Origin of the sequence: Chryseobacterium koreense CCUG 49689 (genome assembly GCF_001045435.1) — a bacterium.
GTDB lineage: Bacteria > Bacteroidota > Bacteroidia > Flavobacteriales > Weeksellaceae > Kaistella > Kaistella koreensis.
The window spans coordinates 63231-88415 of the sequence record NZ_LFNG01000008.1 but is presented as its reverse complement, the minus strand read 5'-3'; the positions used below and the strand labels follow the sequence as shown (position 1 = coordinate 88415).

Below are 25185 nucleotides of genomic sequence, written 5' to 3'. Positions count from 1 at the left end.
GACTTCATTTAAAGTTGCTCATAAAGTTTCTTACAAAACTCCTCCAAACTCGGATCGCGCGCTCCCATCAGCAAGAGAACCGTTCCTTCAGTCAATTCCGGTCGAAGTTTTTCTAACAAATCATTTCGGTTTTCCACAAAGAAAGCTTTTTTTCCATTTGCGGAGATATCTTTTACCAGGTCGTTGGCGGAAATATCTTTCTCCGCGGTTCCTCCGGCATAGAAAATTTCGCTCATCCAAATTTCGTCCTGTGGTCGCAGTGCATGCGAGATTTCTTCTACAAAATCGTTTCTCAAAAACTTCGTCGGTTTATATCCGTGTGGCTGAAACCAGGCAATCAGTTTTTTTGCCAAAGGTTGACAAGCCTTTATGGAAGCAGCACATTTAGCCGGATTATGCGCATAATCGTCGATGACCCAGACTCCGTTTTTCTGACCCAGAATTTGGTGGCGGCGGTAAATCCCTTCATAATGTTCCAAACTATCGGCACAAATTTCAAGATCAATTCCAATTTGATTGGCGACTGCGATTGCTGCAGCCGCGTTTTCCGCAGAATGTCTCCCAATGGAGTTCATATTCACGGCTTGACCAAGCACTCGGAAAGACAAATAAAAACCATTTTGGCTAAAATCTGTCACGCTGTAGCGAGCGTTTTCATCTTCAAAACCGAAATCACACTCCAGATCCGCAGACAATGTTTTAGCCAATGTATTTGACTGATTTACAATAAATAAACCCTTTGTGTTATTTTTAAAAATTGTAAATAAATCAATCAATTCCTCGATTTCCTGATGATCTTTGTCGATATTTAAAAGCAAACCTATTTCCGGTTCGTATTGCACTACTGAACCGTCACTTTCATCAGCTTCGATGATGAGCCAATCTCCTTTTCCGATCGCTGCATTTCCGATTTTTCCCTGTTTGATGATGGAAGTAAGACCTGCACCGGAAATAATACTGGGTTGGAAACCGGCATCCAGCAAAATCTGGTAAAGCATCGCTGAAGTGGTTGATTTTCCGGAGGTTCCTGCAACAGCAATCGTTTTTTTGCTTTTCGCAATGATGGACAAAAGTTCGCTTCGTCGGATAATCGATATTCCCAATTCCTTTGCTTTCTGAACTTCGTAAACGGTATCTTCAATTGCGGTGGAAACTACTACTAAATCAGTATTTTCGTCAATTCCACTTCCGTCCTGAAGAAAACATTTGATTCCTTCGGCTTCCAGCTGCGTTTTGGTTTTGTTGTATTCATCGGGATGAAAATACCGGTCACTTCCGGAAACATCTTTTCCGATTCCCTTTAAGTATTGCGCAATTGCGCTCATTCCAACTCCGGCAACTCCGATGAAGAAAACGTTTTGGAACTGATCAATTTTGTTTATCATGTATTTATGGGCTACAGGAAAGCACTTACAAAAATTTATTCTCCACCAAACTCCACAATCTCTGCGCATATTCATCGGCTTTGGACCAATCGTTTTCGTAATAAATATCGCTCAAATATTGCCTTGCGTCTTCCAGATTATCGAATGAATTGAGTTTTTCGACAGTTGCTTTCAACTTTTCATCATTGCCTTTAAACAAAATTTTAGTGAAGGCTACTTTATCATTCAAGTCCAGTTTGAATTCCGGCTTTTTCTTTTCAGCCTCCATAAAATCTGTTGAAATATTGGTTTTTAGGAGACTTCCGGATTCAGCAGCTGCTTCATGTCTTGCTTCTTCGTCATTGAATTTCTGAAGCGGATCCTCATCGAATAAATTCTGAACCGCTTTCAATCCTTTGATATTGGCAAGTTTAAATTTTTTATCGGAATGATGATGCTCTTCGGCTTTATTTTCGTGAGGCACTTCTACTTTCCGTTCGTGCACCACGTCTTCTTTATTGAAATCCACGATCTTTCTTCGTCTTTCCTCCAACTCTCTGAATTCGCGTTCTTTCTGTGCAACACGAGATTCATAACTGGATGAATCCAATTCTTCAGCTCCTATCTGATCCTCGGCAGGAATGGTTTCAAATTCCTCGTTCCCAGTTTCATCGGTGATTACTTCGGAAATCGGATCGACTAGATGTTCTTCCTCCTCAATATCATTTAGTTCGTTGGTGAAAAGAACCTCCTCTTCCATTTCATGATCATCTGCAGAAGCATCGTCTATATTCTCGTCAAGTTTCACCGCAGGTTCATTATCAAAATTTAAGTTTAATTCTTGATTATCAGCTGTTTGAATTGGTGAATCTACATTAAGCAAATCTATGTTCTTTTCCAAAATTCTTAGAAAGGCAATCCTGTCAGTAACTTCAGAAAACAAATCCTGCTTTGCTAAAAGTTCGTCAATTGAAGTAATTTTTGAAAGGGATTCAAGCGCATTTTTAGCCTCAAAAAAAATTTTATCCTGTATTTCCTGGATATTTTCCATCATAGATTCTATTAAAATTCCTTATTTTTGATATCTTAAATATTACGGCTAATTTAACAAATGTTTTTAGAAAATACAATAAATCACGCCAAACAAAGCGGCTGGATGGAAGTAATCTGCGGCTCAATGTTTTCCGGAAAAACCGAGGAATTGATTCGTCGACTTCGAAGGGCAGAAATGGCCGGACAAAATGTGGAGATATTCAAACCCAAACTGGATACAAGATACGCCGAAGAGGAGGTGGTTTCCCATAATCGCAACACCATCCGAAGCACACCGGTAGAAAGTCCAAACGAAATTCTGCTGCTCGGTTCCACCTGCGATGTGGTGGGAATTGACGAAGCCCAATTCTTTGATGAAAGCATCGTGGAAGTTGCCAATCAATTGGCAAATAACGGAATACGTGTTGTAATTGCCGGATTGGATATGGATTTTTTAGGCAGACCTTTTGGACCCATTCCCAATCTCATGGCTACTGCCGAATATGTGACGAAAGTTCACGCCATCTGCAAACGCACGGGAAATCTTGCCAATTATTCTATGCGAACCACGGCGAGTACAGATTTGGTGCAATTGGGCGAAACCGAAAGTTACGAGGCGGTGAGCAGAAAAGTTTTTAATGAAGAAATTTCCAAGAAAAACTAAATGAACTACACTACAAAGCAACTTGCGGAGATCACTCGCTGCCAATTGATTGGTGATGAAAATATACACATTGAGAATATTGCCTTCGACAGCAGAAATATATTTTCCGTGCAGAACACTGCATTTCTTGCGATTAATACTTCGAAAAATTCCGGTGAAAAATATATTTATTCTGCCGTTGAAAAAGGAATTTCTGTTATCATTTCCGAACATCAACTCCATGATATTCCAAATGTTACGTGGATTATTGCGGAAAATTCAGTGAAATTTCTGCAGGATTTATCGAAATTTCATTTGGCACAATTTGAGCTGAAAACCATCGGAATTACCGGAAGTAATGGAAAAACCATTGTGAAGGAATGGCTTTATCAATCGCTTTTTGACGAGTTTAATACCGTGAAAAGTCCCAAAAGTTTTAATTCACAGATTGGACTTCCGATCTCTCTGCTTGAAATCGATCAAAATCATCAGCTCGGGATTTTTGAAGTGGGAATTTCCAAACCTAACGAAATGAAAATATTGGCGGAAATCTTTCCGCCTCAGATAGGAATCTTAACGCATATTGGTTCCGCGCATGCTTCCAATTTCGAAAATGAATCGCAACTGATCGATGAAAAAATCTCATTATTTAATGATTCTCAACTCATCATTTTCAATGGCGATAACGATTTGGTTTACCGCAAATTTAATGACCTTTACTCAAGTAAAAAATTAATATCATTTGGACTAAAAAGCGTCAATAATATATTCATCAAAAATAACTGGAATAACAAGAATGAGGATCTGCTGATCCGATATTTTGACGAAGAATTTGTGGTTCCGGTTTCACAAAGAGATGAAGCAACTTTGAGCAATGTATTGTGCATCATTGCCGTTTTAAAAGAGTTTGGATTTTCCAATACCAAAATCATCCAAAAGCTCAATGCCCTAAAATCGATCGAAATGCGTTTGGAAAGCGTGAATGGGGTTCGTAACAATTTGATTATCAATGATTCTTTTAACTTAGATCTTGATTCATTGAAAATTGCCTATCAATTCATCAAAGAATACAACAAGCCCAAAAAATCATTGGTTCTGACTGATTTTGTAGAAGGCCTCAACTCGAATCATCTTTACCAAGCAGTAGCCAACCTGACCAATCAGCAAAACTTCAGCAAAATTTTCCTCGTTGGTGACGAAATTTCAAAATTTTCAAGTCTGTTTAATTCTGAATGTTTCACTTTCAGTAACACACATGAACTTATTGCCAATCAACAGTTTAATCAGATTGAAAATGAACTGATTCTATTGAAAGGCGCCAGAAAATTCGAAATTGAAAAAGTAAAAAACCATCTCGAGCTTCAAAAACACGATACCGTTTTAGAAGTAAATCTCAACGCAATTCTTCACAATATCAACATCCACAAATCATTGCTGAAATCCGAAACCAAAATGATGGCGATGGTGAAAGCATATTCTTATGGATTGGGTGGATATGAAATTGCGGAATTTTTGCAACACCACCATATTGATTATCTGGGAGTTGCTTATGCCGATGAAGGAGTGGATTTGCGCAAAAATGGAATTACGACACCGATTATGGTGATGAATCCCGAACAGCACAGTTACGATATCATTATTGATTATGATTTGGAGCCGGAAATATACAGTTTTCGGGTTTTGGAACTGTTCAACCAACAACTCATCCGCAAAGGAATTCAGCAGAAATATCCGATTCACATTAAATTGGAAACGGGAATGCACCGACTTGGCTTTAAAGGAGATGAACTGGATGATTTAATTGATCAGTTGAAATCGATGAATGTGAAAGTCAAAAGTATTTTCAGCCACCTTTCTTCTTCCGATGATCCCGCTGAAGAAAAATATACTTTAGATCAGTTCCATATTTTCACGAAAAATTCGGAGAAATTAATTTCCGGATTAAATTATCAGCCAATTCGGCATATTTTAAACACCTCCGGAATAGTTAATTATCCTGATTATCAATTTGATATGGTGCGAATAGGGATTGGAATGGTAGGAATTTCATCTGATCCGGAGATCAAGAAGAAATTGCAAAGTGCCGTTCGATTTAAAACAGTGATTTCACAAATTTCAGAAGTGAATGAAGGTGATTCTGTGGGCTACAATAGAAGATTCAGGGTAGAAAATAAAACCAGAATTGCCACAATTCCAGTGGGTTACGCCGATGGAATACCGAGACTCATTGGAAATAAGGTGGGAAATATCGGAATCCAGAATAGGACCTTTCCGATTGTAGGAAACGTTTGCATGGACATGATGATGATAGACATCGGTGATTTTCCGGTGAAAGACGGCGAAGAAGTAATGATTTTCAATTCCAAACCAAGTTTAGAGGAATTTGCAGATTACTGCAAAACAATACCTTATGAAGTTTTAACGTCAATCTCTCGACGGGTTAAAAGAATCTACATCAAAGATTAATGAAAAAAGTACTTCCTTTCTTGCTGCTATTTTTTGCGACTTTTCACTTTGCACAAGTGAAAGAAGGCTTTAAAGTTCCAGAAAATGCCAAGATCGGTTTGTCACTTTCCGGGGGAGGCGCAAAAGGATTTGCCCATATTGGAGTTCTGAAAGTACTTGATTCTCTGGGCGTTAAAATTGACTATATTTCGGGAACCAGTATGGGTGCGATTGTTGGCGGACTTTATGCATCAGGATACACCGGAAATGAAATTGAAAAAATCGTAATGGATACCGATTTTTATACGATAATTGCCAATGAAAAAACGCGCCAGGAAACTTCATTTTTCAGCAAATCGGTTGACAAATATCTTCTTACCATACCCGTATCCAAAGGGAAAATTAATTTCTTACCCAAAGCAATTTCAACCGGTCAAAAGAATATTTATCTATTAAAGGAACTCTTTAAAAACGTTTCAAACATTGATGATTTCTCAAAATTACCGATTCCGTTTATGTGCGTCGCAACCAACCTGGAAAGTGGCAAGATGGAAATTTTCGAAAAAGGTGATTTGGTATCTTCAATCATGGCGAGTTCTGCTTTTCCCGGATTGATGGATCCTGTAAAAATTGGGGACTCCATTTACATCGATGGTGCGATAACCGTTAATTTTCCATCTAAACCATTAAAAGACAAGGGAATAGATGTTATCATCGGGGTAGATTTGAGTCAGCCTTTGGCTAATCGTGACGAATTGCAGTCGGCTATTGCGATTTTGAATCAGGTGATTGATTTCGGAATAAGAAAAGAAACCAAAATCCAATCCAATTACACAGACATTAATATCCACCCCAATCTGAAAGGATTAAATGCTACAAGTTATGATGCCAAAAAAGCGATCCTGGATTCCGGATTTGTGGTAGCAAGAAAGTATGTAGAGGTCTTATCGCTTTTGCCAAAAAGGGAAAAACAGCTCCTGCGTTCCCCTACAAATACCATTTATACCAATGTTTACAAAATCGATAGTCTAGAATTGGATAATGCCAATATCTTTGGAAAAAACTACATTTTAGGAAAAATGAACCTGAAATTGCCTTCCATTCAAACTTATGGCACCATCAACAAAATGGTGGACAAACTTTATGCTACCAACAATTATAAATTGATCAATTATGACCTCGTCACAAAGAATGACAAGAACTATTTGATGCTGGATGTAACGGAGGATGATACCCGGTTTTTCTTAAAATTTGGGCTGCATTATGATGAAATTTTCAAAACTGGATTGCTGCTCAATGCCACAGCAAAAAGGCTTCTGTTCCGGAATGCGATTATTTCTCTCGACGTGGTGGTGGGGGACAAACCAAGATATTACTTCAATTATTTCATTGACAACGGATATATTCCGGGATTTGGAATTTATGGTTCCGGAATGACCTTGGACCTGAAAGATTTCAAAGGATATATCCGCGATACCTGGAACTGGTTCCGTACTGAAGCATATATACAGTCGGTCTGGAAGGACCGCTATGCAATTGGAGGCGGTTTTAGCCATGATTATTATGAAGCAAGGACAAACGCCGGGACATCCATAGAAAGCAAGAACTTCATCAATCCCTACTTTTTTATCAAGAGCGATACCCGTGATGAGAAAAATTTCGGCACACGAGGATTTTATCTGAACATGGAGGGAAAAATAATAGACCTGTTTGATAAGGAAAAGAAAGAAAAGCCTTTTCAAGCCAAAATAACCACCAAAATGAATTTTCCGGTGAACTCATGGTTAACCTATAAACTGGATCTTTTCGGCGGGTTTACGGTCGGACACAATTTAGATGCTTATTACAATTATCAGATCGGGGGAATATTTGAACAAAATCTGAATAATTTCATCCCGTTTCCAGGATATGAATTCGGATACCTCCATGCAAATAATTTACTAACCGCAACAAATGCAGTGCAATTTAAAATTTTAAAAAACTATTTCGCTACTGCGGAGCTCAATTTTGCCAATCTGTTTGATCGAATACAGGTGAAGGAAGTATTCCATATTGGGGAAACTTCTGGCGGATTGACGGCCGGCTACAGGTTGCCATTCGGTCAAATCAAACTAAATTACAGCCGCTCATTTACCACCAGTAACGGAATATTAAGTGTCATTTTGGGACACTGGTTTTAAGCTTATGATACAGTTTTTCTTTGAAAATATAGACCAGATTGAAATTTCACCAAACACCATAAAATGGCTGGAAGGACTCATCATTTCTGAGAACAGGAAACTGGGTGAGATTACCTACATTTTCTGCGATGATGAATACCTGCTCAAAGTAAACCGAGATTTCCTGGATCACGATTACTACACCGATATCATTACTTTCGACTACGTAAAGGGCAAAACCATATCCGCTGATATTTTTGTATCTTTGCCGCGCATTTTAGAAAACTCCAAAACTTTGGCAAAAGACTTTAAATCAGAACTTCATAGGGTTTTGGCACATGGAATTCTTCATTTGATAGGATACAAAGATAAAACAGACGAAGAAATCGCCGAAATGCGAGCAAAGGAAGATTTTTATTTAAATATTCTTTAGGGGCTATTTCCCGCGCTGCCCAGTGCAGATATTCAGGACCCCTACTCCACACTCCGACGCGATATCCAATGCTTGTATCGGGGAAAACACTGCGGTAGGGTCTGGTTAAGGTAAAAAATGCCAATATTTTTTTTAAATGTTTCACGTGAAACATTGTTAATTTAAAACATCATTTATCTTTCATAAAATGATAAACGAAATATATGACGTAATCGTTGTTGGAGCAGGTCATGCTGGCTGTGAAGCAGCTGCTGCTGCAGCAAACTTGGGATCAAAAACTTTATTGGTCACCATGAATATGCAGACCATCGGTCAGATGAGCTGTAATCCTGCAATGGGTGGGATTGCCAAGGGTCAAATTGTACGAGAAATTGATGCAATGGGCGGTTATTCTGGAATTATTGCAGACAAATCCGCAATCCAGTTTAAGATGCTGAACCTCTCTAAGGGACCGGCAATGTGGTCTCCCAGAACTCAAAACGACAGAATGTTATTCGCACAAGAATGGCGACTTGCACTGGAAAATACCCCAAATCTTGATTTTTTTCAGGACATGGTAAAAAGCCTAATCATTGAAAATGATAAAGTCGCAGGCGTGATAACTTCATTGGGAATCCAAATCAGAGGAAAATCAGTAGTTTTAACAAACGGAACTTTTTTAAATGGCCTAATTCATGTGGGAGACAAACAATTAGGAGGCGGAAGAATGGGCGAACCAAGAGCATTTGGAATTACCGAACAGCTGGTTTCATTAGGTTTTGAAGCGGGTCGAATGAAAACAGGAACTCCTCCACGTGTGGACGGAAGAAGCTTGGATTATTCCAAAATGGAGGAACAAAAAGGCGACGAAAATCCTGGAAAATTCTCCTATCTGGATTCACCAAAACTTGAAAAACAATTAAGTTGCCACATCGTTTATACTAACGAAACCGTTCATGAAATTTTAAGGGAAGGATTTGACAGGAGTCCCATGTTTAACGGTACTATTCAAAGTATCGGACCAAGATATTGTCCGAGTATTGAGGACAAAATCAACCGATTCGCAGAAAGGAACCGTCATCAACTGTTTGTGGAACCAGAAGGTTGGAGAACTGTAGAAATCTATGTGAACGGATTCAGCTCTTCACTACCGGAAGAGGTCCAAATTAAGGCCATGAAACATATCCCAGGATTCGAAAATGTAAAAGTTTTCCGACCAGGGTACGCCATTGAATACGACTACTTCCCTCCTACCCAATTGAATCACACTTTGGAAACAAAATTGATTCAAAACCTTTATTTTGCAGGACAAATAAACGGTACAACCGGATATGAAGAAGCTGCAGGACAAGGACTAATTGCGGGAATCAATGCACACAATAAGGTTCACGAAAAAGAGGAATTTACGTTGAACCGAGACGAAGCCTACATCGGAGTATTAATTGATGATCTGATCACCAAAGGTACGGAAGAACCTTATAGAATGTTCACCTCCAGAGCTGAATACCGCCTACTTTTAAGACAAGACAATGCCGATATCCGTTTAACCGAAAAATCATATAATTTAGGTTTAGCCAAGTTGGAAAGGCTTCAAAAAGTGCAAGAAAAAATTTCAAAAAGCATTGAACTAGAAGGCTTTTTAAAAGACACCTCTCTTAAACCCACAATCATCAATCCCATTTTAGAAACAATTGAATCTGCACCGGTAGATCAAGCATATCGCGCAGCACAGATCTTGACCAGACCGAATATGACCTTAGAAAAATTAGACGAAATTGATTTCATCAAAACTACTACAAAAAATTATAGTGAAGAAGTTCGTGAACAGGCCGAAATCAATATCAAATACCGTGGTTATATTGAAAAAGAAAAAGAAAATGTAGCAAAACTAAACCGTTTGGAGACTATTAAAATTCCGGAAGATTTTGATTTTTCTAAAATAGCTTCCCTTTCCACCGAAGCCAGACAAAAATTTGTAAAAATACAACCGAAAACCATTGCACAGGCATCAAGAATCAGCGGTGTTTCACCAGCGGACATCAACGTACTTTTGATTTATCTAGGCCGATGACACAACTATGTTTCACGTGAAACATTATGAATACAAAATAATCAAATCCTTACATTTCGTCTTTAAAGGAAAATTGCAAAAATGAAAATCAAAGATCATTTCTTAACACAGGAAGAGTTCGAAGTCGTGGAAACAGAAATCCCAGGAGTTCTGCAGACTACCCCACTCCCAGAAAATTTGGACAAATATTACGAAAGCAAGGACTATATTTCCCACCATCAGGATTCGGGAACTTTAAAAGAAAAGCTGTATAAATTTCTTCAGGGATTCAACTTGAATTATAAAAGAAATATTCTAGCGAAGGAACTTTTCCTCCATGCAAAAGTATTGGATTACGGATGTGGCGCCGGCGAATTTTTAAAATATATCGAAGATGATTTTACTACATTTGGAATTGAGCCGAATCAATCCGCACAAAATGCCGCAATCAAAAAATTATCCAAAACAAAAATCTTACATGATTTAAGCACCATCGAAGATGAAAGCTTAGATGCCATTACTTTATGGCATGTTTTAGAACATATTGAAAATCAACAATATATACTTGATAAATTTTATAAAAAACTGAAAACCAATGGATTATTGATCATCGCAGTTCCAAACCAAAGCTCTTTCGACGCGAAACATTATGGAAAATTTTGGGCAGCGTACGATGTACCTCGTCACGTTTTCCACTTCTCAAAATCCGGAATGAAAAAATTAATGAACAACGAGAACTGGAATTTGAAAAAAATAAAACCACTTCATTTGGATGCGTTCTATATTTCAATGCTCAGCGAAAAATATAAAAAATCACCCCTTTTTTGGATTAAAGGAATGATTTACGGAGCAATTTCTAATTTTAAGGCTATAAAATCAGGCGAATTTTCCAGTTTGATATATGTGATCGGAAAAAAATAGTTTTTGTATTTTTGAGCCGTTTCTGAAAGTCAATTTTTCACCAAAATTCACCGCTATTGAAGAAATTCTATTTTTTACTCACAGCAATACCTTTACTCTTCCAATCCCAAAATTCTGTTGAACATTTTATTGGATACAATTTCATCACCGCACAAAGTGTGGGAAAAATAAAAGGCGACATCAAAAATAATATTTACGGACATTCTTTAACATTTGGAACCAATCTGGAAAACCGAACTGAGGAATGGGTGAAATTTCTCTCGGCAAAAAACATCAAATATAATCTGATCTATTTGGACCTGGACCAAATGCAAAATAACCTGTGGGGAAGAAATTATGGATTTGGAGAAGTTTACGCTGCATCCGCCAATGTGGATTTCAGGCTGATGAAATTTAGAGATTTCGAAGTACTCTTCTCCCCCACTCTAGGACTTGCCTATATTACCAAAACGGTCCATACCGATCCTGATTCCTACTTTTTTGGAAGTCATCTGAATGCGATGTTTGACGCTGGTTTAGGAATACAGTATGATCTCACAAAAAATTATGCTTTGACTTCTCGCCTCTCGTTCCTGCATTTCTCCAACGGTGCCATACAACTACCGAATGCAGGAGTAAACACCATTTCCGCATCCATCGGCATTCAAAGGAACTTTAATATACCGACGCACACTGAACAGGATCAACAACCAGAAACGCAGGTCAAAAAGCAGGCATTAGAAATCGCGATCGGAGTTGGTCAACGGGGAAAATATAAAGTGAAGGAAGCATTTTACAGGGTTGCCATTTCACCGGCCTATTCTTATTTTATAAATAATACCCTTGGTTTCAAGATCGGTTTGGATGCGGTTTACTACGATCAGGTGTTCAATCCGGAAGTTTATGATGACAGTGTACCGTATTGGGGTAAATCGTGGGAACATTGGCGAATCGGAACGAGCGTTGGAACAGAAATAAAAATGAATAAAGTTTCCTTCAATGCAAACTACGGTTACTACCTCTATTTCAAAAGTCCATATAATCAAAAAACCTACTGGAAAGCAGGTTTACGGTATTATTTCACACCAAAACTTGGAGCAGAATCCATCATGACCGCCCATCAAGTTCAAGCAGACTTCATTAGTTTTGGCTTGTTTGCAAGATTATAAAAAAAAATGAGCAAAGTAATCTTACTCATTTTTATTTTTAAAACTAAAGATTTAGTTTAACTAATTATTGATTGCGTAAACTCCGGGAAGCTCCTTCCCTTCTAGACTTTCTAACATCGCTCCACCTCCGGTGGAAACATAGCTTACTTGGTCATCATATCCAAATTGTTTCACAAATGCTACTGAATCACCACCACCTACAAGCGAAAAAGCACCCAATCTCGTAGATTCTGCAATACTTTCACCTAATGAAACAGTACCGGCAGCAAAATTGGACATTTCGAAGACTCCAATGGGACCATTCCACAGAATAGTTCTGGAATTAAGAATCACATCATTAAAAATATCCCGACTTCTTGGACCGGCATCTAATCCCATCCATCCTTCCGGAATATCGTAAATATTGCAATCTCTATTTGGCGAATCATTTTTAAATTCTTCCGCAATTACAGCATCCACCGGCAAATAAACCTTTACATTTTCAGCTTTTGCCTTCTCTATAATTTCCAATGCAAGTTGTTGTTTGTCAACTTCTATCAACGAATTTCCAATTTGTCCGCCCAAAGCTTTGATAAAGGTAAATGCCATTCCACCGCCAATAATAAGATTGTCAACTGCAGGCAAAATATTTTCAATAATAGTGATTTTAGTGGAGACTTTGGAACCTCCCAAAATCGCCGTAACTGGTTTTTCACCTTTTTTCAAGACTTTTTCAATCGCATCAAGTTCTTTAGCCATCAATAAACCGAAAAATTTAGTTGAAGGAAAAAACTGTGCAATCACCGCCGTGGAAGCATGTGCTCTGTGAGCAGTTCCAAATGCATCATTTACATAGGCATCACCCAGCTTTGACAATTTTTCAGCGAAAACTTGGTCGCCATTTTCCTCTTCATTATAAAACCTTAAATTTTCCAGCAATAAAATCTCACCCGCTTGTAAATTTTTAGCCATATTCACAGCTTCTTCTCCAACACAATCCGGACAAAACTTAACCTCTTTGCCAAAAACTTTCTCGATCTCAGGAACAATGTTCTTCAATGAAAACTCCGCAGAAAACTTTCCTTTTGGTCTTCCCAAATGCGTCATGAGGATGACGGATCCACCATCACTCAAAATTTTGTCAACCGTAGGCTTCACTGCCTGAATTCTGGTATTATCAGTTACTTTTAGATCTGCATTTTGCGGAACATTGAAATCCACACGTACCAACGCTTTTTGATCCCTAAAATTAAAATCTAGAATGGTCTTCATAAATGGCTTGATTTTGGTTTCACAAATTTAAGATTTAATCCCACGACTAAAAATTAAATCACGGATAAAATTCCACAAACTGGCAAATCTCATTTACCCAACATTACTTTCTTTTTTTATAAATAAGAATATGAATGCTGTTGTTGTAAATGTGGATATTGTGGAAAAGAAATTTTCTCTTTTTTCGTAACATTTAGTTAAAACTCAATTCATATTAAATACACATTTTAACACTTTGATTTTTAACTGTTTTTAACTGTTATTAACAATTGTTGATAATTCCTTTGCAGCGCATTTACTTGGAACCGCGATATGGAGAACGTCATCATTTCCACACCAAAACTTTTCAAACTTATTTCGGAAACCAATTGGAATTTTTCTGCAATATGAATTAAATATGAATTAAAAAAACAATTCTTTCACAAAGTTATCCACATCCTTTCACTAGATTTTGCACCTATTTTAGACAGTGGTATTTTTTGAGCTTTATCTTTCTAAAATTTTTGAAATTATTAAATAATTAGTTGATAAAGTTAAGTAAATCAATTGATAAGGATCAAAGAAGGGAAATTTTTAGCATGACCAGTTTTATATTTAAAATTTAATCAATCCATTTTTATTTTATTAATCTTAAATTTGTAAACACACCCACAAATCCCTCCATAAAATGAAAAAAATAGCTATCGCTTGTGACCATGCCGGTTTCGAATATAAAGAATACCTGAAAAATCAACTTTCTTCCCAATATGAAATACAGGATTTCGGAACCAATTCCCTGGATTCTGTGGATTATCCGGATTTTGTTCATCCAGCCGCGACTTCGGTTGAGAACGGTGAAAATGAATTGGGAATTTTGATATGCGGCAGCGGACAAGGTGTTCAGCTGACTGCCAACAAACACCAGAAAATTCGGTGTGCGTTATGTTGGATGCCGGAATTGGGCTCACTTGCGAGAAAACACAACAATTGCAATATGGTGGCCATTCCGGCGAGATTTATTGCCAAAGAACTCGCACTCGAAATTGTGGAGAAATTCTTGGAAACACCTTTTGAAGGGGGAAGACATGAAAAGAGAGTGGAAAAAATTTCCTGTGTTTAGCACTCCGCTACCATCCACTTGATCAGATCATATCGGGGAATTTATTCGAGTTGAGTTCCTCATTTTTGTAATTTAACAAAAACATCAACCATTTATGCCAAAAAAATCAAATTTCATATCCCATAAAAACAACCATAAACTGCAAGAATTGGGTCGTCTGATTCTGCGTTTTATGAATGAGAAATCCACTAAAATTTATAACTACAAGCAGATTGCAGAGGGAATCGATTACCGGAATCCGCGCCAAAGAGAACTGGTTGTTCAAGCTTTGCACAGACTTCGCGCAGAGGATAGAGTTAAGGAAGTGGAACAGGGAAAATACATCGTAAACCTTAAGATTGAAGGTACTTTGACCGGAGTTATCGACTTTAATCAAACCGGAAATGCCTATGTGAAAGTGGAAGGTTTGGAGGACGATATCTTCATTCACGCCAAAAATGTGAAACATGCATTGCAAGGTGATACCGTGCTGATTGTGACCTATCATTTCAAAGGAAAAAAGCTGGAAGGTTCGGTTTTAGAAGTCATCGAAAGGAGCCGCCAGGAATTTGTGGGAACTTTTCAGCTCATCAAGCACAAAGATTTTGGTTTCGTGGTAAGCGACAAAAAGCACCTCAATACCGATATTTTTGTTCCAAAAGGAAAAATGCTTAATGCCCGTGATGGAGACAAAGTGGTGGTAAGAATGCTGAAATGGGATTCCGATTCCAAAAATCCAGAAGGCGAAATTATCAATGTTTTGGGTGCTCCGGGAGAACATGAAACTGAAATCCACTCGATCTTGGCAGAATACGGATTACCTTATAGTTTTCCCGAAGAAGTTGAAAGAGAAGCCAATGAGATCGACCGCAAAATCAACGATAATGAAGTGGCAAAAAGAAGAGATATGCGAAATGTCTTGACTTTAACCATCGATCCAAAAGATGCTAAAGATTTTGATGATGCCCTCTCCATCCAAAAATTAGAAAACGGAAACTGGGAAATTGGAGTGCACATCGCAGATGTTTCCCATTACGTGACTCCAGGAACCATAATTGATGAAGAAGCATACAACCGCGCTACCTCTGTTTATTTGGTTGACAGAGTGGTTCCAATGCTGCCGGAAGTGTTGAGCAATGATGTCTGCTCGCTTCGTCCAAATGAGGATAAATACACGTTTTCAGCAGTTTTTGAACTGGATGATAATGCAAATGTATTGAAACAGTGGTTTGGTAGAACCATAATCCATTCAGACAGAAGGCTTTCCTATGAAGATGCACAGGAAAGAATAGAGACGAAAAATGGAGATTTGAGCGAAGAAATACTCACATTGGACCGGCTTGCAAAGATTTTGCGAAGAGATCGAATCAACAAAGGTGCGATTACTTTTGACCGAAGTGAAGTACGATTCAATTTGGATGAAAACAACGAACCCATCGGAGTTTATTTTAAAATGAGCAAAGATTCCAACCACCTGATCGAGGAATTTATGCTTCTGGCAAACCGGAAAGTTTCGGAATATGTTTCATTGAGCGGAAAAGGCGAACCAACGAACCTGACATTTATATACAGAATCCACGATGATCCGGATCCGCAAAAATTGGAGGCATTGCGAGAATTTGTCGGGACTTTTGGTTACCAGCTGAATTTGGCAAATACCAAAAAAGTGGCGGAATCACTAAATAAACTGTTGAAGGACGTGCAGGGAAAAGGAGAAGAAAACATGATTGAAACTTTGGCGATGCGCTCGATGAGTAAAGCAATATATTCCACAGATCCCATCGGACATTATGGACTTGGTTTCGAATTTTATACCCATTTCACCTCACCGATTCGCCGATATCCCGATTTGATTGCGCACCGGCTTTTGCAACATTATCTGGATGGTGGAAAATCCGTAAATAAACAGGAATACGAAGAAAAATGTAAACATTGTAGTAGTATGGAGCGACTTGCAGCTGATGCTGAAAGGGATTCCATCAAGTTTATGCAAGTGAAGTTCATGGAAAAACATTTGGGCGAAGAATTCACCGGTGTGATTTCCGGTGTCGCCGAATTTGGTTTCTGGGTTCAAATTCCTGAAAACGGCGCAGAAGGACTGATCAAATTACGCGACTTAATGGATGATTCGTATATGTATGACGCCAAAAATCACCTGGTTTACGGAACAAGATCCGGTAATCAATATCAATTGGGAGATGAGGTGAAAATCAAGGTGATGAAGGCAAATCTGGTTCAAAAACAGCTGGATTTCAAGATCGTGAAATAGGGATTTTTGCGCATTGAAATTTCCAGATAAATCTTAAAATGTATATTTGCACGGAGTAAAATGAAGCCTTCGTCCAAAATACGTTAAGAATTATTGCAATATGTTTGAACTTATATTCTCTTCTGTTGGCTTGGGAATTATGCTGAGTCTGGTTTTCATCGGACCCATTTTTTTCTTGTTGATCGAAACCAGTTTTTCCCGAGGTCCCAAACATGCACTTGCTCTTGATTTAGGCGTGGTTGTAGCAGATATATTATGTATTGTCGCCTCCTATTTTGCCAGCGCTGATTTGGTCGAAATTATTGACAAACATCCAGGATTTTACAGAATTACAGCTTTCATCATCTTTATTTATGCCCTTTATATGATGGTTTCCCGCACAAAAATGCATCTTCACGGGGAAGAAAAAATCATCAGCCAAAATTATGGCAGAACATTTTTGAATGGCTTCTTATTTAATATTTTAAACATCGGAGTGGTACTTTTTTGGTTGGTTACCGTGGTTTCCGTGAGAAATGCTTATCCGGATATTAGGGATTTTCTGCTTTATATGGGATTGGTTGTGGGAACCTATTTACTCATCGATTTCCTGAAAATTTCCCTTGCCAAACAATTTCACGATAAACTCAACCAACGCATCGCAAACACCATTCGAAGAGGCGTTGGTTTTATTTTGGTAGCGTTCAGCATCTTTATTTTTCTTCAAAGTTTCAAAAAATTTAACCAATTCGACAAGAAACTGGAGCAGGCTGAAAAAACCGAACAAAAACAAATGCACTGATGAATCCCATATTTCCAAAAGCATTGAAAAAAGGCGACCGAATCGCCATTATTTCTCCGGCGGGAGCTGTGGAAGAATCCCAATTGCAGAAAGGCTTGGAAATGATCAAATCCAAAGGTTTTGAACCCGTTCTGGGAAAACATCTCTACACGAAATTTCCAAACGGGTACAATTATGCCGGAACCGAAAAAGAAAGAATTTCGGATCTGAACTGGGCTTTAAATAATGAGGAAATATCCGCGATTTGGGCTTCAAGAGGAGGTTACGGTTGTCAGCATTTGCTTAGACATTTGAAGCTTTCAAAGTTCAGAAAAAACCCGAAATGGTATATCGGATATTCGGACAACACGGTGATTCAGAGTTTTTTGTTGAAAAACGGTTTTGCCTCCATTCATGGACAAACCATCAAGACATCAAGTTTTGGAGTGACCGATGAAAGCTATGACTTGACTTTCGACATTCTGAAAGGAAAACTTCCGAAATACAGCATTGCTAAAAACGATTTCAACAAAAACGGAAAAGCGGAAGGTGAATTGGTCGGCGGAAATCTGGCGTTGATTTATGCACTTTTGGGAACCCCCTACTCCTTTAATTTTAAAGATAAAATCCTATTCATTGAAGATATCGGCGAGCATTTTTATGCTTTAGACCGAATGTTGAAATCGCTGGATTTGGCGGGAGTTTTCAGAAAAATTAAAGGACTCGTTATCGGTGGAATGACCAATATGGGCGATGAAAAAGACAACAAAAACTACGAAGAAAGTTTTGATGAGTTGGCGTATAAAATCATTTCCGAGCGAATCGCGAAATACGATTTTCCAACTGTTTTCGGCTTTCCGAATGGGCATATTTATGACAACCGACCGCTGATTATTGGTGGAAATATCAAGGTTGAGATTAAGGAAAAGGTTAAGATCGAATTTTAAAACCGGAAACTTGAAACCTGAAACTTGAAACTTGAAACCTGAAATTTCAAACAAATGTAGTTATGGCTGAACACAACGATTTAGGAAAACTGGCGGAAGATTTATCTGCAGATTTTTTAGCTAAAAAAGGACATAAGATTTTGGCAAGAAACTTCCGTTTCGAACGGTTGGAAATCGATATTGTTTCTGAGTTTGAGGATTTAATCGTGGTGACCGAAGTGAAAGCAAGAAGTTACGATACGCTGATCGAGCCACAAGAAGCCGTAACCAAAAAGAAGATTAAATCCATCATCACCTGTGCCGATTTTTTCATGAGCGAAAATGAAATCGACAAAGAAGTCCGTTTCGACATTATCACCGTGCTTCCCGATAAAGCTGGAGTTTTGCAGATCACACATATTGAGGATGCGTTTCAGGTTTTTGATGGCGGATAATGAATTAAAAAAAGCTTTCTTAGGGGATAATTTTTGTAATTTTACGATCCAATTAAAATGAGAGAAATCACTGAAGAAACAAGATGAATTCTGCAAAATATTACTGGCGATTTATCAAAAAGTCAGAGAAAGTTTGAACCAGAAGAATTCGTTGTTTTTTAGATATGGCAATGGTTTTCTCAACGAATTGATTTATTTCTAAAATTAACATGAAAACAGCACTCATCACGGGCGCAACTTCCGGAATCGGAAAAGCCACCGCAGAATTACTCGCAAATCAAGGGTACAGAATCATCGTTTGCGGCAGAAGGAAAGACGTTTTGGAACAAGTGAAAAAAGAACTCTCCAAGCTCACCGAAACCTTTAGTTTAAACTTCGACGTGAGGAATCTCGCAGAGGTTGAAAATGCAATCAGTTCCCTTCCAGAAAATTGGAAAAACATCGATGTCCTCATCAATAACGCAGGAAATGCACACGGTTTAGAACCTTTATCCGAAGGAAAAACCGATGATTGGGACGCCATGATTGACGGAAATGTGAAAGGACTGCTCTACGTCTCCAAAATGATCATCCCCGGAATGAAAGAAAGAAAATCCGGTCATATCGTGAATATTTCCTCGGTTGCCGCAAGACAAACTTATGCGAATGGTGTGGTGTATTGCGCCTCAAAACGTGCTGTAGATGTAATTTCCGAAGGGATGCGTTTGGAACTCACCGAATTTGGGATCAAAGTCACCAACATTCAACCCGGAGCTGTGGAAACCGACTTCTCCAAAATCCGTTTCAAAGGAGATGAAGAGCGTGCAAAAACTGTTTACGCTGGTTATGAACCGCTGAAAGCAGAAGACATCGCAGATGCTATCGCCTATTGCGTAAACGCGCCGAGTCATGTCACGATTTCCGACCTCACCATTTATCCGAGCGCACAAAGCGAACCGCGAACAATCCACCGGAAAGTTTGATCATTAGTTGATCCGTTGAGGTACTGATGATTATCTTTGCAAAATAAAGAAATTGTGAATTATCGTTCGCTGCCAATCTGTACCATAGCCAATCAATCAATTACCGCATCAACATCATGAAAATCCTCCACTTAGAAACTTCCTCAAAAAACTGTTCTGTCGCCATTTCAGACGGTGAAAAACTGCTGTGTCTTTGCGAAGAAATTTCAGAAAATTACAAACAGTCCGAATCGCTGCACACCTTTGTGGAATGGGCTTTGCAAGGTGCAGAAATTTCATTGGGCGATTTGGATGCCGTTTCTGTAGGCAAAGGACCTGGTTCCTACACCGGACTTCGGATAGGAGCCGCTTCTGCGAAAGGATTTTGCTATGGACTGAAAATTCCAATGATTGCGGTGAACTCCTTAGAAACGATGATTGAGCCGTTTTTAAATCAAAATTACGACTTGATCATTCCGTTGGTCGATGCAAGAAGAATGGAGGTTTATTGCGCCGTTTTCGACGGTATTTCGGGGGAAATGATTTCAGAAACCGAAGCCAAAATTTTGGATGAAAGTTCTTTCCGGGATTTTGTTGGTAAAAAAATCATCTTTATCGGTGACGGAGCAAAAAAAGCCAAAGACCTCTTGCAAGTGGAAAATGCTGAATTTAAGGAAGATGTTTTTCCTTCTGCAAAATATTTGATCCGGAAATCAGTCCAGAAATTCAATCAGAAGGATTTCGAGGATATCGCCTATTTCGAGCCGTTTTATCTGAAGGATTTTCAAGGAGTTAAGAAAAAGAAAAGCGAAGAATAATCTTCGCTTTTTCATTAATGAGTTTTTATTTCGCCCTTTACTTTTTGTTCTTCGCCCTTTTGAACTGTCGGAGGAATATTCGTACCTGGAGCTGCTGGTTCTGCGGACATTTGCACGGGCGCTTCCTGTCTAGGATTACTCCTAATAGGTTCCGGTGTGGATTTTGCGGTCTGCACCTTATTTTCGTTGATCACATTTCCTTCTTCGTCTGTTTTTTGCAGTTCCAGCTCGCTTTTCAGGTATTTCAGCATTTCCTTTGCTTTTTCACCTTCAGGCGTTTTGGCGTAATTCAGGGCAATTTGTTCCAGTTGCAGGATCATGATTTCCTTTCCGGCAGTTTTCCCGGTATTGAAAGCATTCAGCAATGCAAATTTGGGAACCAGCGCATCATTTGGATATTTTCCCAATGACGTTTCTATGGAGGCTTTACTTTGGTCATATTTTTCGGCGGCATAGAGGTCATAAGCTTCGGAATAAGCTTTTTCAACTTCGGGTGCGGATGCAGAAAACTTAGTGTTTTTCGGATTTTTCACAAATTCTGCGTAAGAAGTATAAGGGAAATCTGTCAAAATTTTCTGTTTTGCCCGTTCTGCGGCACCAGGATTTTTTTCATAATTCATCACGAAAATCTGGTAAAGTGCAGGAAGTTCCACTTCTTCCACAGGTTTGTTGTCCACCAAATCGTATAGCGTTTTTGTGGCAAGTGGCGTGTCAGAGAAAAAGGCGTCATACATTCTTCCCAATCCTAAACTTGCGGTGTCTCGTGCTTTTTTCAGGGCTAAAATATCTGCTGCGTCGGTTGGAATTTTTTCAATGTAGAAACTGGGTTCCAGTCTTCGGGGATCTGGAGCAGATGCAATTCCCATCGCTTCATTTTTCAGGTCTTCGATGGAAGTACTTCTTGCCGAAGTTCGCCAGTTGTCAGCTAAAGAACGATTTCCCCAAATTTGTTTAAAAGTGGATTCCCCTTTGGAAACCGTGCTCATATTGGCAAAATAGAAACCGCCTTTTCCGGGATCAGTGAAATCTTGGAATCCACCTGTATTTCCGGCAAAAATAGAATTTGCGCCGTAATCTCCGGTATCAAATCCTTTATTCCTTTCGGCTTGTTTTCGGATCAATTCCTCTCTTGCCTCCTTTTCTTTGATTCGATCGATGACCTTAGTAAAATAGGCGATTCTTTCGTTTTCCGGCATCTTGGTCAATGCGATGATGCTGTCATTTTTCTTGACCAGGAAATAATTGGCAGAAACCTGTTTGATGTTCCTGGACTGTTCTTCCAATAAAATTTTAGATGGTTCGTAAGTCATGACAGAAAGTGCAGAATCGTAATAAGCACCTGCTGCGAGGTAATCGCTTTTTTCAAAATGTCCTTTTCCGATTTCATAATAATCGAGTCCGCGAATTTGGGGATCAGACATTTTTTCTTTCAGGGATTGGGCAAAATATTCCTGAGCTTCGTCTTTTTTCCCGGCTTTATTTGCCATTAAACCTAAAGCATAAAGGAATTCATTTTTTCGGGAAGCATAAGTTCCCTTCTTGCCAATTTTTTCCAGATATGTTTTTGCACCTTCGTAATCGTCCCCTTTTCCATTGAAGGTTTTTGCGATTTCGATTTGGGATTTCACCTCGAATTCGAAATCGTTGGCATTTTTGTATGCACTTGTGAAGCTTTCTCTTGCTTCCTCACTTCTCCCCAGATTATTCAGAATTTGTCCTCTCAGAAATGCGATTCTGCTTCGCAATTTCCTGTTTTTGTTTAATGCATAAGCGTTTGAAAGTTCATCTACCGCCTGATCTTTTTTCCCTGCCTGAAGTAACATTTCGGAATAATAGACGCTTAATAATTTCTGGTAATCTTTCTTGATTTTATCTTTTTTCAATTCAGAAAAAAGTTCTCCGGCACGGGAAAAGTCGCCCATTTTGGAGTAGGCGAGTCCCTGATAAATTTTCGCCAAAGGAATTCTTTTATCTTTCGGCATATTAGAAAAAATATAGTTTAGGCCGTCTAAAGCTTCCAGGGCTTTTCCGCGGTAAAGTCGGGATTGGGCCAACAAAATATTGGCATCAAACATCGCCTTATTTTTCTCTACTCCGCCTTTCATCACAGAATATTTTGCGATCGCTTTTAATGCTTTCGCTTCAGAAATTTCCAGAATAGTTGCACCGGTTTTGTTACCCGCATTATCGGTTGGTCGCACTCCGCCTCCCGGAACTCCCGGACCAAAACTTCCCGCCGTTCCTGCACGGCCCTCACTGCCGAAACTCCCGCTTGAACCCAAATCGGTTCCCAGTGGTTGATCTTCGTATGTAAGCAGCGGAATATAGGGATCGTAGAAATTATCTTTGTGCGATCTGTCCCGATTTTTAAGCTCGGTTTGCAGGGCATCTTTGCTGTTAAAAAGCGTATTGTAATACGTGAAAAATCCCTTTAGAAATGTAGAATTGTTCGTTTTTTTCCTTGATGAACAGGAACTTAGAACGGTAATTGCCAAAAGGATAAATATAGCTTTTTTCATTATTCAAATATAACTTTCAAATCTGCATTTTATTGTAGAAAAGATTTGATTATTTTCCGTAAAAATAATGATTTTTTAAATTGGATGGAGACTTATTCCAAATCTTTTAAAATTGCGTAAACCAGATGTGTCGGCAAACCCATGATGGTGTAAAAGCTGCCATGGAGGCTTTTGATTTTTGCCATTCCCAACCATTCCTGGATACCGTAACTTCCCGCTTTGTCAAACGGCCGGAAATTTTTTACATAATATTCAGATTCCAAGCTGTTTATGATTTCAAATTCCACTTCTGCCACATCAGTCTTTGAGATGGTTTTGTCTAAAGTCCTGATGGTGATTCCGGTGAAAACCCGGTGTGTTTTCCCCGAAAGTTTTTGAAGCATTTCTTTGGCTTCTTTAGCATTTCCGGGCTTTCCTAAAATTTCATCACCGATGGAAACCACGGTATCTGCCGTGATAAGGACTTCTCCTTTTTCCAAATTTCTAAAAGAGTTCGCTTTCAATTCCGAAAGGTATTCCGCCACTTTTTCAGTCGGAAGATCATCGGGATAAACCTCCTCGCAGTCCACAGAAATAACATCAAAATCAAAACCCAGATTCTGCAGCAATTCTTTTCTTCTTGGCGAATTGGAGGCGAGTAAAATCTTCATTTTTTGTTTAGAAAATAGCATAAAAAAGATTTATTCAAAATGAATCAAGTGCTTTTCGTGTCATCCAAAATCCATTTTCCCTGCACCTTCATTACCTGTTCGATCACGTCCCGAACGGCACCTTTTCCGCCTTGGATTGGCGAAATATAATCGGACAATGCTTTCACTTCCGCGACCGAATTTTGGGGACATGCTGAAATTCCGGATATTTTCATCATCGAAATATCTGGCAAATCATCTCCCATCGTCAGAATTTCTTCGTTTGCGAGATTGTATTTTTGTTTGAATTCTTCAAATTTTTCGAGTTTGTTTGAAATCTTTGCATAGTAATCGGTGATTCCCAAATAATTGATGCGGTTTCTCACCATGGGATCATCGCCGCCGGTAATTACGCAGATTTTGTAATTTTCTTTGATGGCTTTTACTACCGCGTAACCATCGAGCACGTTCATCACCCGGCACATGTTTTTGTCCGGCATCAGGTAAACACTTCCATCGGTGAAAACACCGTCCACATCAAAGACAAACGCCTTTATATTTTTTAAATTCGATTTATAACTCATACATTTTTTTTATCGATTCGTTCATGGTTCGGTAGATTTTCAAATGCTCCTCATCATTAATTAATGCTTCGTGAATCTGCAAAACCCGTTCGTCGTTTCGCACTGCAGGTCCCGTTTGAGCGAGTTTTGGTTCCATTTCGTGGATTTTCGAAACAGTTTCGTCTATCAAGGGTAAAAAATAATCAAAAGGAATATTTTGCGAATCCGAAACTTCTTTGGCTCTGGCAAAAAGGTGATTCACGAAATTACAGGAGAAAACCGCGGTCAAATGGATATATTTTCTTTTTTCGTAATCTGATTCCATTACGTTTTTTGAAATTTTAAGGGCGATATTTTTCAGGAGTTCCGAGTCTTCTCTATTTTCTGCTTCCACGAAGAAAGGTATTTTGGAATAGTCCAACGCTTTGGATTTTGAGAAAGTCTGTAAGGGATAAAAACTTGCTTTTCGGAATTTTCCTCTTAATGCTTCTTTTGGCAAAGAACCGGAAGTGTGCGCCACCAAACAGTTTTCTTTAGAAATAATTTGGGAAACTTCCCCGATGGAATCGTCATTAACGCAGATCAGGTACAAATCGGCATCCATTAAACTTGTGGTGGAAAACGGAATTTGGAGCTCAGCTGAAATCGATTTCAAATCAGTTTCGTTTCTACCAAAAATCTGCGAAATCGCCATTTGATTTCGATGAAAAGCTTTTGCCAAATGATAGGCAACATTTCCGGAACCGATGATTACGATTTTCATGTAACAAAGATATTGATTTAGGTTTGGACTGAAAATTGA

Annotated in this window: 21 protein-coding genes; 14 read left to right on the top strand and 7 right to left on the bottom strand. The window is 38.8% G+C overall.

The genetic code is table 11. The features are described from left to right. Positions 1 to 8: 8 nt before the first annotated feature. Both ACM44_RS07270 and ACM44_RS07265 read right to left on the bottom strand, forming a co-directional pair. Positions 9 to 1385, bottom strand: a complete 1377-nt coding sequence (locus ACM44_RS07270) for a UDP-N-acetylmuramate--L-alanine ligase (RefSeq protein ID WP_048499375.1) — start codon at positions 1383 to 1385, stop codon at positions 9 to 11. 25 nt (positions 1386 to 1410) lie between these two features. Further along, positions 1411 to 2418: a hypothetical protein gene (locus ACM44_RS07265; protein WP_241477152.1), complete on the bottom strand. Its 1008-nt coding sequence runs from the start codon at positions 2416 to 2418 to the stop codon at positions 1411 to 1413. A gap of 57 nt (positions 2419 to 2475) precedes the next feature. On the opposite strand from ACM44_RS07265, the gene ACM44_RS07260 reads away from it, so the two are divergent. The 7 genes from ACM44_RS07260 to ACM44_RS07230 all read left to right on the top strand — a co-directional run bounded on the left by ACM44_RS07260 (position 2476) and on the right by ACM44_RS07230 (position 12174). Next, positions 2476 to 3060, top strand: a complete 585-nt coding sequence (locus tag ACM44_RS07260) for a thymidine kinase (protein WP_048499373.1) — start codon at positions 2476 to 2478, stop codon at positions 3058 to 3060. After that, positions 3061 to 5505, top strand: coding sequence for a bifunctional UDP-N-acetylmuramoyl-tripeptide:D-alanyl-D-alanine ligase/alanine racemase (locus tag ACM44_RS07255; RefSeq protein WP_048499372.1), 2445 nt, complete (start codon positions 3061 to 3063; stop codon positions 5503 to 5505). Continuing rightward, the gene (locus ACM44_RS07250; RefSeq protein ID WP_048499371.1) at positions 5505 to 7664 is read left to right on the top strand and encodes a patatin-like phospholipase family protein; all 2160 of its coding nucleotides are present in this window, start codon (positions 5505 to 5507) and stop codon (positions 7662 to 7664) included. Before ACM44_RS07255 ends, ACM44_RS07250 begins: the two co-directional genes overlap by 1 nt. A gap of 4 nt (positions 7665 to 7668) precedes the next feature. After that, entirely contained in the window at positions 7669 to 8076 is a 408-nt protein-coding gene (gene ybeY, locus ACM44_RS07245; RefSeq protein ID WP_048499370.1) for an rRNA maturation RNase YbeY, read from the top strand. 187 nt (positions 8077 to 8263) lie between these two features. Next, entirely contained in the window at positions 8264 to 10126 is a 1863-nt protein-coding gene (gene mnmG, locus ACM44_RS07240) for a tRNA uridine-5-carboxymethylaminomethyl(34) synthesis enzyme MnmG (protein WP_048499369.1), read from the top strand. Between the two features lie 81 nt (positions 10127 to 10207). After that, positions 10208 to 11026, top strand: coding sequence for a class I SAM-dependent methyltransferase (locus ACM44_RS07235; RefSeq protein WP_048499368.1), 819 nt, complete (start codon positions 10208 to 10210; stop codon positions 11024 to 11026). Positions 11027 to 11082: 56 nt separating this feature from the next. After that, positions 11083 to 12174 carry an acyloxyacyl hydrolase gene (locus ACM44_RS07230; protein ID WP_048499367.1) on the top strand — a complete coding sequence of 364 codons (1092 nt, stop codon included), beginning with the start codon at positions 11083 to 11085 and terminating at the stop codon, positions 12172 to 12174. A 60-nt stretch (positions 12175 to 12234) separates the two neighbouring features. On the opposite strand, the gene ACM44_RS07225 is transcribed toward ACM44_RS07230, so the two are convergent. Then, entirely contained in the window at positions 12235 to 13425 is a 1191-nt protein-coding gene (locus tag ACM44_RS07225) for a phosphoglycerate kinase (RefSeq protein ID WP_048499366.1), read from the bottom strand. A 667-nt stretch (positions 13426 to 14092) separates the two neighbouring features. Here ACM44_RS07225 and rpiB point away from each other — a divergent pair. From rpiB to tsaB, 7 genes are all read left to right on the top strand, one after another. Beyond that, positions 14093 to 14524, top strand: a complete 432-nt coding sequence (gene rpiB, locus ACM44_RS07220; RefSeq protein WP_048499365.1) for a ribose 5-phosphate isomerase B — start codon at positions 14093 to 14095, stop codon at positions 14522 to 14524. A 94-nt stretch (positions 14525 to 14618) separates the two neighbouring features. After that, positions 14619 to 16772 carry a ribonuclease R gene (gene rnr / locus ACM44_RS07215; RefSeq protein ID WP_048499364.1) on the top strand — a complete coding sequence of 718 codons (2154 nt, stop codon included), beginning with the start codon at positions 14619 to 14621 and terminating at the stop codon, positions 16770 to 16772. A gap of 100 nt (positions 16773 to 16872) precedes the next feature. Continuing rightward, complete coding sequence (locus ACM44_RS07210; protein WP_048499363.1) at positions 16873 to 17553, top strand: LysE family translocator; 681 nt, start codon at positions 16873 to 16875, stop codon at positions 17551 to 17553. Beyond that, on the top strand, positions 17553 to 18479 hold the full coding sequence (locus ACM44_RS07205; RefSeq protein WP_048499362.1) for a S66 peptidase family protein: 927 nt from the start codon (positions 17553 to 17555) through the stop codon (positions 18477 to 18479). The genes ACM44_RS07210 and ACM44_RS07205 overlap by 1 nt, the downstream gene beginning before the upstream one ends. 62 nt (positions 18480 to 18541) lie before the next feature. After that, complete coding sequence (locus tag ACM44_RS07200; RefSeq protein WP_048499361.1) at positions 18542 to 18913, top strand: YraN family protein; 372 nt, start codon at positions 18542 to 18544, stop codon at positions 18911 to 18913. A 209-nt stretch (positions 18914 to 19122) separates the two neighbouring features. Beyond that, on the top strand, positions 19123 to 19875 hold the full coding sequence (locus tag ACM44_RS07195; RefSeq protein ID WP_048499360.1) for an SDR family NAD(P)-dependent oxidoreductase: 753 nt from the start codon (positions 19123 to 19125) through the stop codon (positions 19873 to 19875). A gap of 116 nt (positions 19876 to 19991) precedes the next feature. Beyond that, positions 19992 to 20672: a tRNA (adenosine(37)-N6)-threonylcarbamoyltransferase complex dimerization subunit type 1 TsaB gene (tsaB, locus tag ACM44_RS07190; RefSeq protein ID WP_048499359.1), complete on the top strand. Its 681-nt coding sequence runs from the start codon at positions 19992 to 19994 to the stop codon at positions 20670 to 20672. A 14-nt stretch (positions 20673 to 20686) separates the two neighbouring features. Here tsaB and porW read toward each other — a convergent pair whose 3' ends face one another. The 4 genes from porW to ACM44_RS07170 all read right to left on the bottom strand — a co-directional run bounded on the left by porW (position 20687) and on the right by ACM44_RS07170 (position 25146). Further along, positions 20687 to 23191, bottom strand: a complete 2505-nt coding sequence (gene porW, locus ACM44_RS07185) for a type IX secretion system periplasmic lipoprotein PorW/SprE (RefSeq protein ID WP_048499358.1) — start codon at positions 23189 to 23191, stop codon at positions 20687 to 20689. 92 nt (positions 23192 to 23283) lie between these two features. Next, entirely contained in the window at positions 23284 to 23841 is a 558-nt protein-coding gene (locus ACM44_RS07180; protein ID WP_048499406.1) for a Maf family nucleotide pyrophosphatase, read from the bottom strand. A gap of 44 nt (positions 23842 to 23885) precedes the next feature. Further along, complete coding sequence (locus ACM44_RS07175) at positions 23886 to 24404, bottom strand: KdsC family phosphatase (RefSeq protein ID WP_048499357.1); 519 nt, start codon at positions 24402 to 24404, stop codon at positions 23886 to 23888. Then, a complete protein-coding gene (locus tag ACM44_RS07170; RefSeq protein ID WP_048499356.1) occupies positions 24394 to 25146 on the bottom strand; it encodes a Rossmann-like and DUF2520 domain-containing protein in 753 nt (250 codons plus the stop codon). Before ACM44_RS07170 ends, ACM44_RS07175 begins: the two co-directional genes overlap by 11 nt. Positions 25147 to 25185: the final 39 nt, after the last annotated feature.

Excerpts from the sequence above, each read along its gene's own strand:
- ACM44_RS07270 (WP_048499375.1), bottom strand. The coding sequence starts at position 1,385 with ATGATAAACAAAATTGATCAGTTCCAAAACGTTTTCTTCATCGGAGTT.
- ACM44_RS07265 (WP_241477152.1), bottom strand. The coding sequence starts at position 2,418 with ATGATGGAAAATATCCAGGAAATACAGGATAAAATTTTTTTTGAGGCT.
- ACM44_RS07260 (WP_048499373.1), top strand. The coding sequence starts at position 2,476 with ATGTTTTTAGAAAATACAATAAATCACGCCAAACAAAGCGGCTGGATG.
- ACM44_RS07255 (WP_048499372.1), top strand. The coding sequence starts at position 3,061 with ATGAACTACACTACAAAGCAACTTGCGGAGATCACTCGCTGCCAATTG.
- ACM44_RS07250 (WP_048499371.1), top strand. The coding sequence starts at position 5,505 with ATGAAAAAAGTACTTCCTTTCTTGCTGCTATTTTTTGCGACTTTTCAC.
- ybeY (WP_048499370.1), top strand. The coding sequence starts at position 7,669 with ATGATACAGTTTTTCTTTGAAAATATAGACCAGATTGAAATTTCACCA.
- mnmG (WP_048499369.1), top strand. The coding sequence starts at position 8,264 with ATGATAAACGAAATATATGACGTAATCGTTGTTGGAGCAGGTCATGCT.
- ACM44_RS07235 (WP_048499368.1), top strand. The coding sequence starts at position 10,208 with ATGAAAATCAAAGATCATTTCTTAACACAGGAAGAGTTCGAAGTCGTG.
- ACM44_RS07225 (WP_048499366.1), bottom strand. The coding sequence starts at position 13,425 with ATGAAGACCATTCTAGATTTTAATTTTAGGGATCAAAAAGCGTTGGTA.
- rpiB (WP_048499365.1), top strand. The coding sequence starts at position 14,093 with ATGAAAAAAATAGCTATCGCTTGTGACCATGCCGGTTTCGAATATAAA.
- rnr (WP_048499364.1), top strand. The coding sequence starts at position 14,619 with ATGCCAAAAAAATCAAATTTCATATCCCATAAAAACAACCATAAACTG.
- ACM44_RS07210 (WP_048499363.1), top strand. The coding sequence starts at position 16,873 with ATGTTTGAACTTATATTCTCTTCTGTTGGCTTGGGAATTATGCTGAGT.
- ACM44_RS07205 (WP_048499362.1), top strand. The coding sequence starts at position 17,553 with ATGAATCCCATATTTCCAAAAGCATTGAAAAAAGGCGACCGAATCGCC.
- ACM44_RS07200 (WP_048499361.1), top strand. The coding sequence starts at position 18,542 with ATGGCTGAACACAACGATTTAGGAAAACTGGCGGAAGATTTATCTGCA.
- ACM44_RS07195 (WP_048499360.1), top strand. The coding sequence starts at position 19,123 with ATGAAAACAGCACTCATCACGGGCGCAACTTCCGGAATCGGAAAAGCC.
- tsaB (WP_048499359.1), top strand. The coding sequence starts at position 19,992 with ATGAAAATCCTCCACTTAGAAACTTCCTCAAAAAACTGTTCTGTCGCC.
- porW (WP_048499358.1), bottom strand. The coding sequence starts at position 23,191 with ATGAAAAAAGCTATATTTATCCTTTTGGCAATTACCGTTCTAAGTTCC.
- ACM44_RS07180 (WP_048499406.1), bottom strand. The coding sequence starts at position 23,841 with ATGAAGATTTTACTCGCCTCCAATTCGCCAAGAAGAAAAGAATTGCTG.
- ACM44_RS07175 (WP_048499357.1), bottom strand. The coding sequence starts at position 24,404 with ATGAGTTATAAATCGAATTTAAAAAATATAAAGGCGTTTGTCTTTGAT.
- ACM44_RS07170 (WP_048499356.1), bottom strand. The coding sequence starts at position 25,146 with ATGAAAATCGTAATCATCGGTTCCGGAAATGTTGCCTATCATTTGGCA.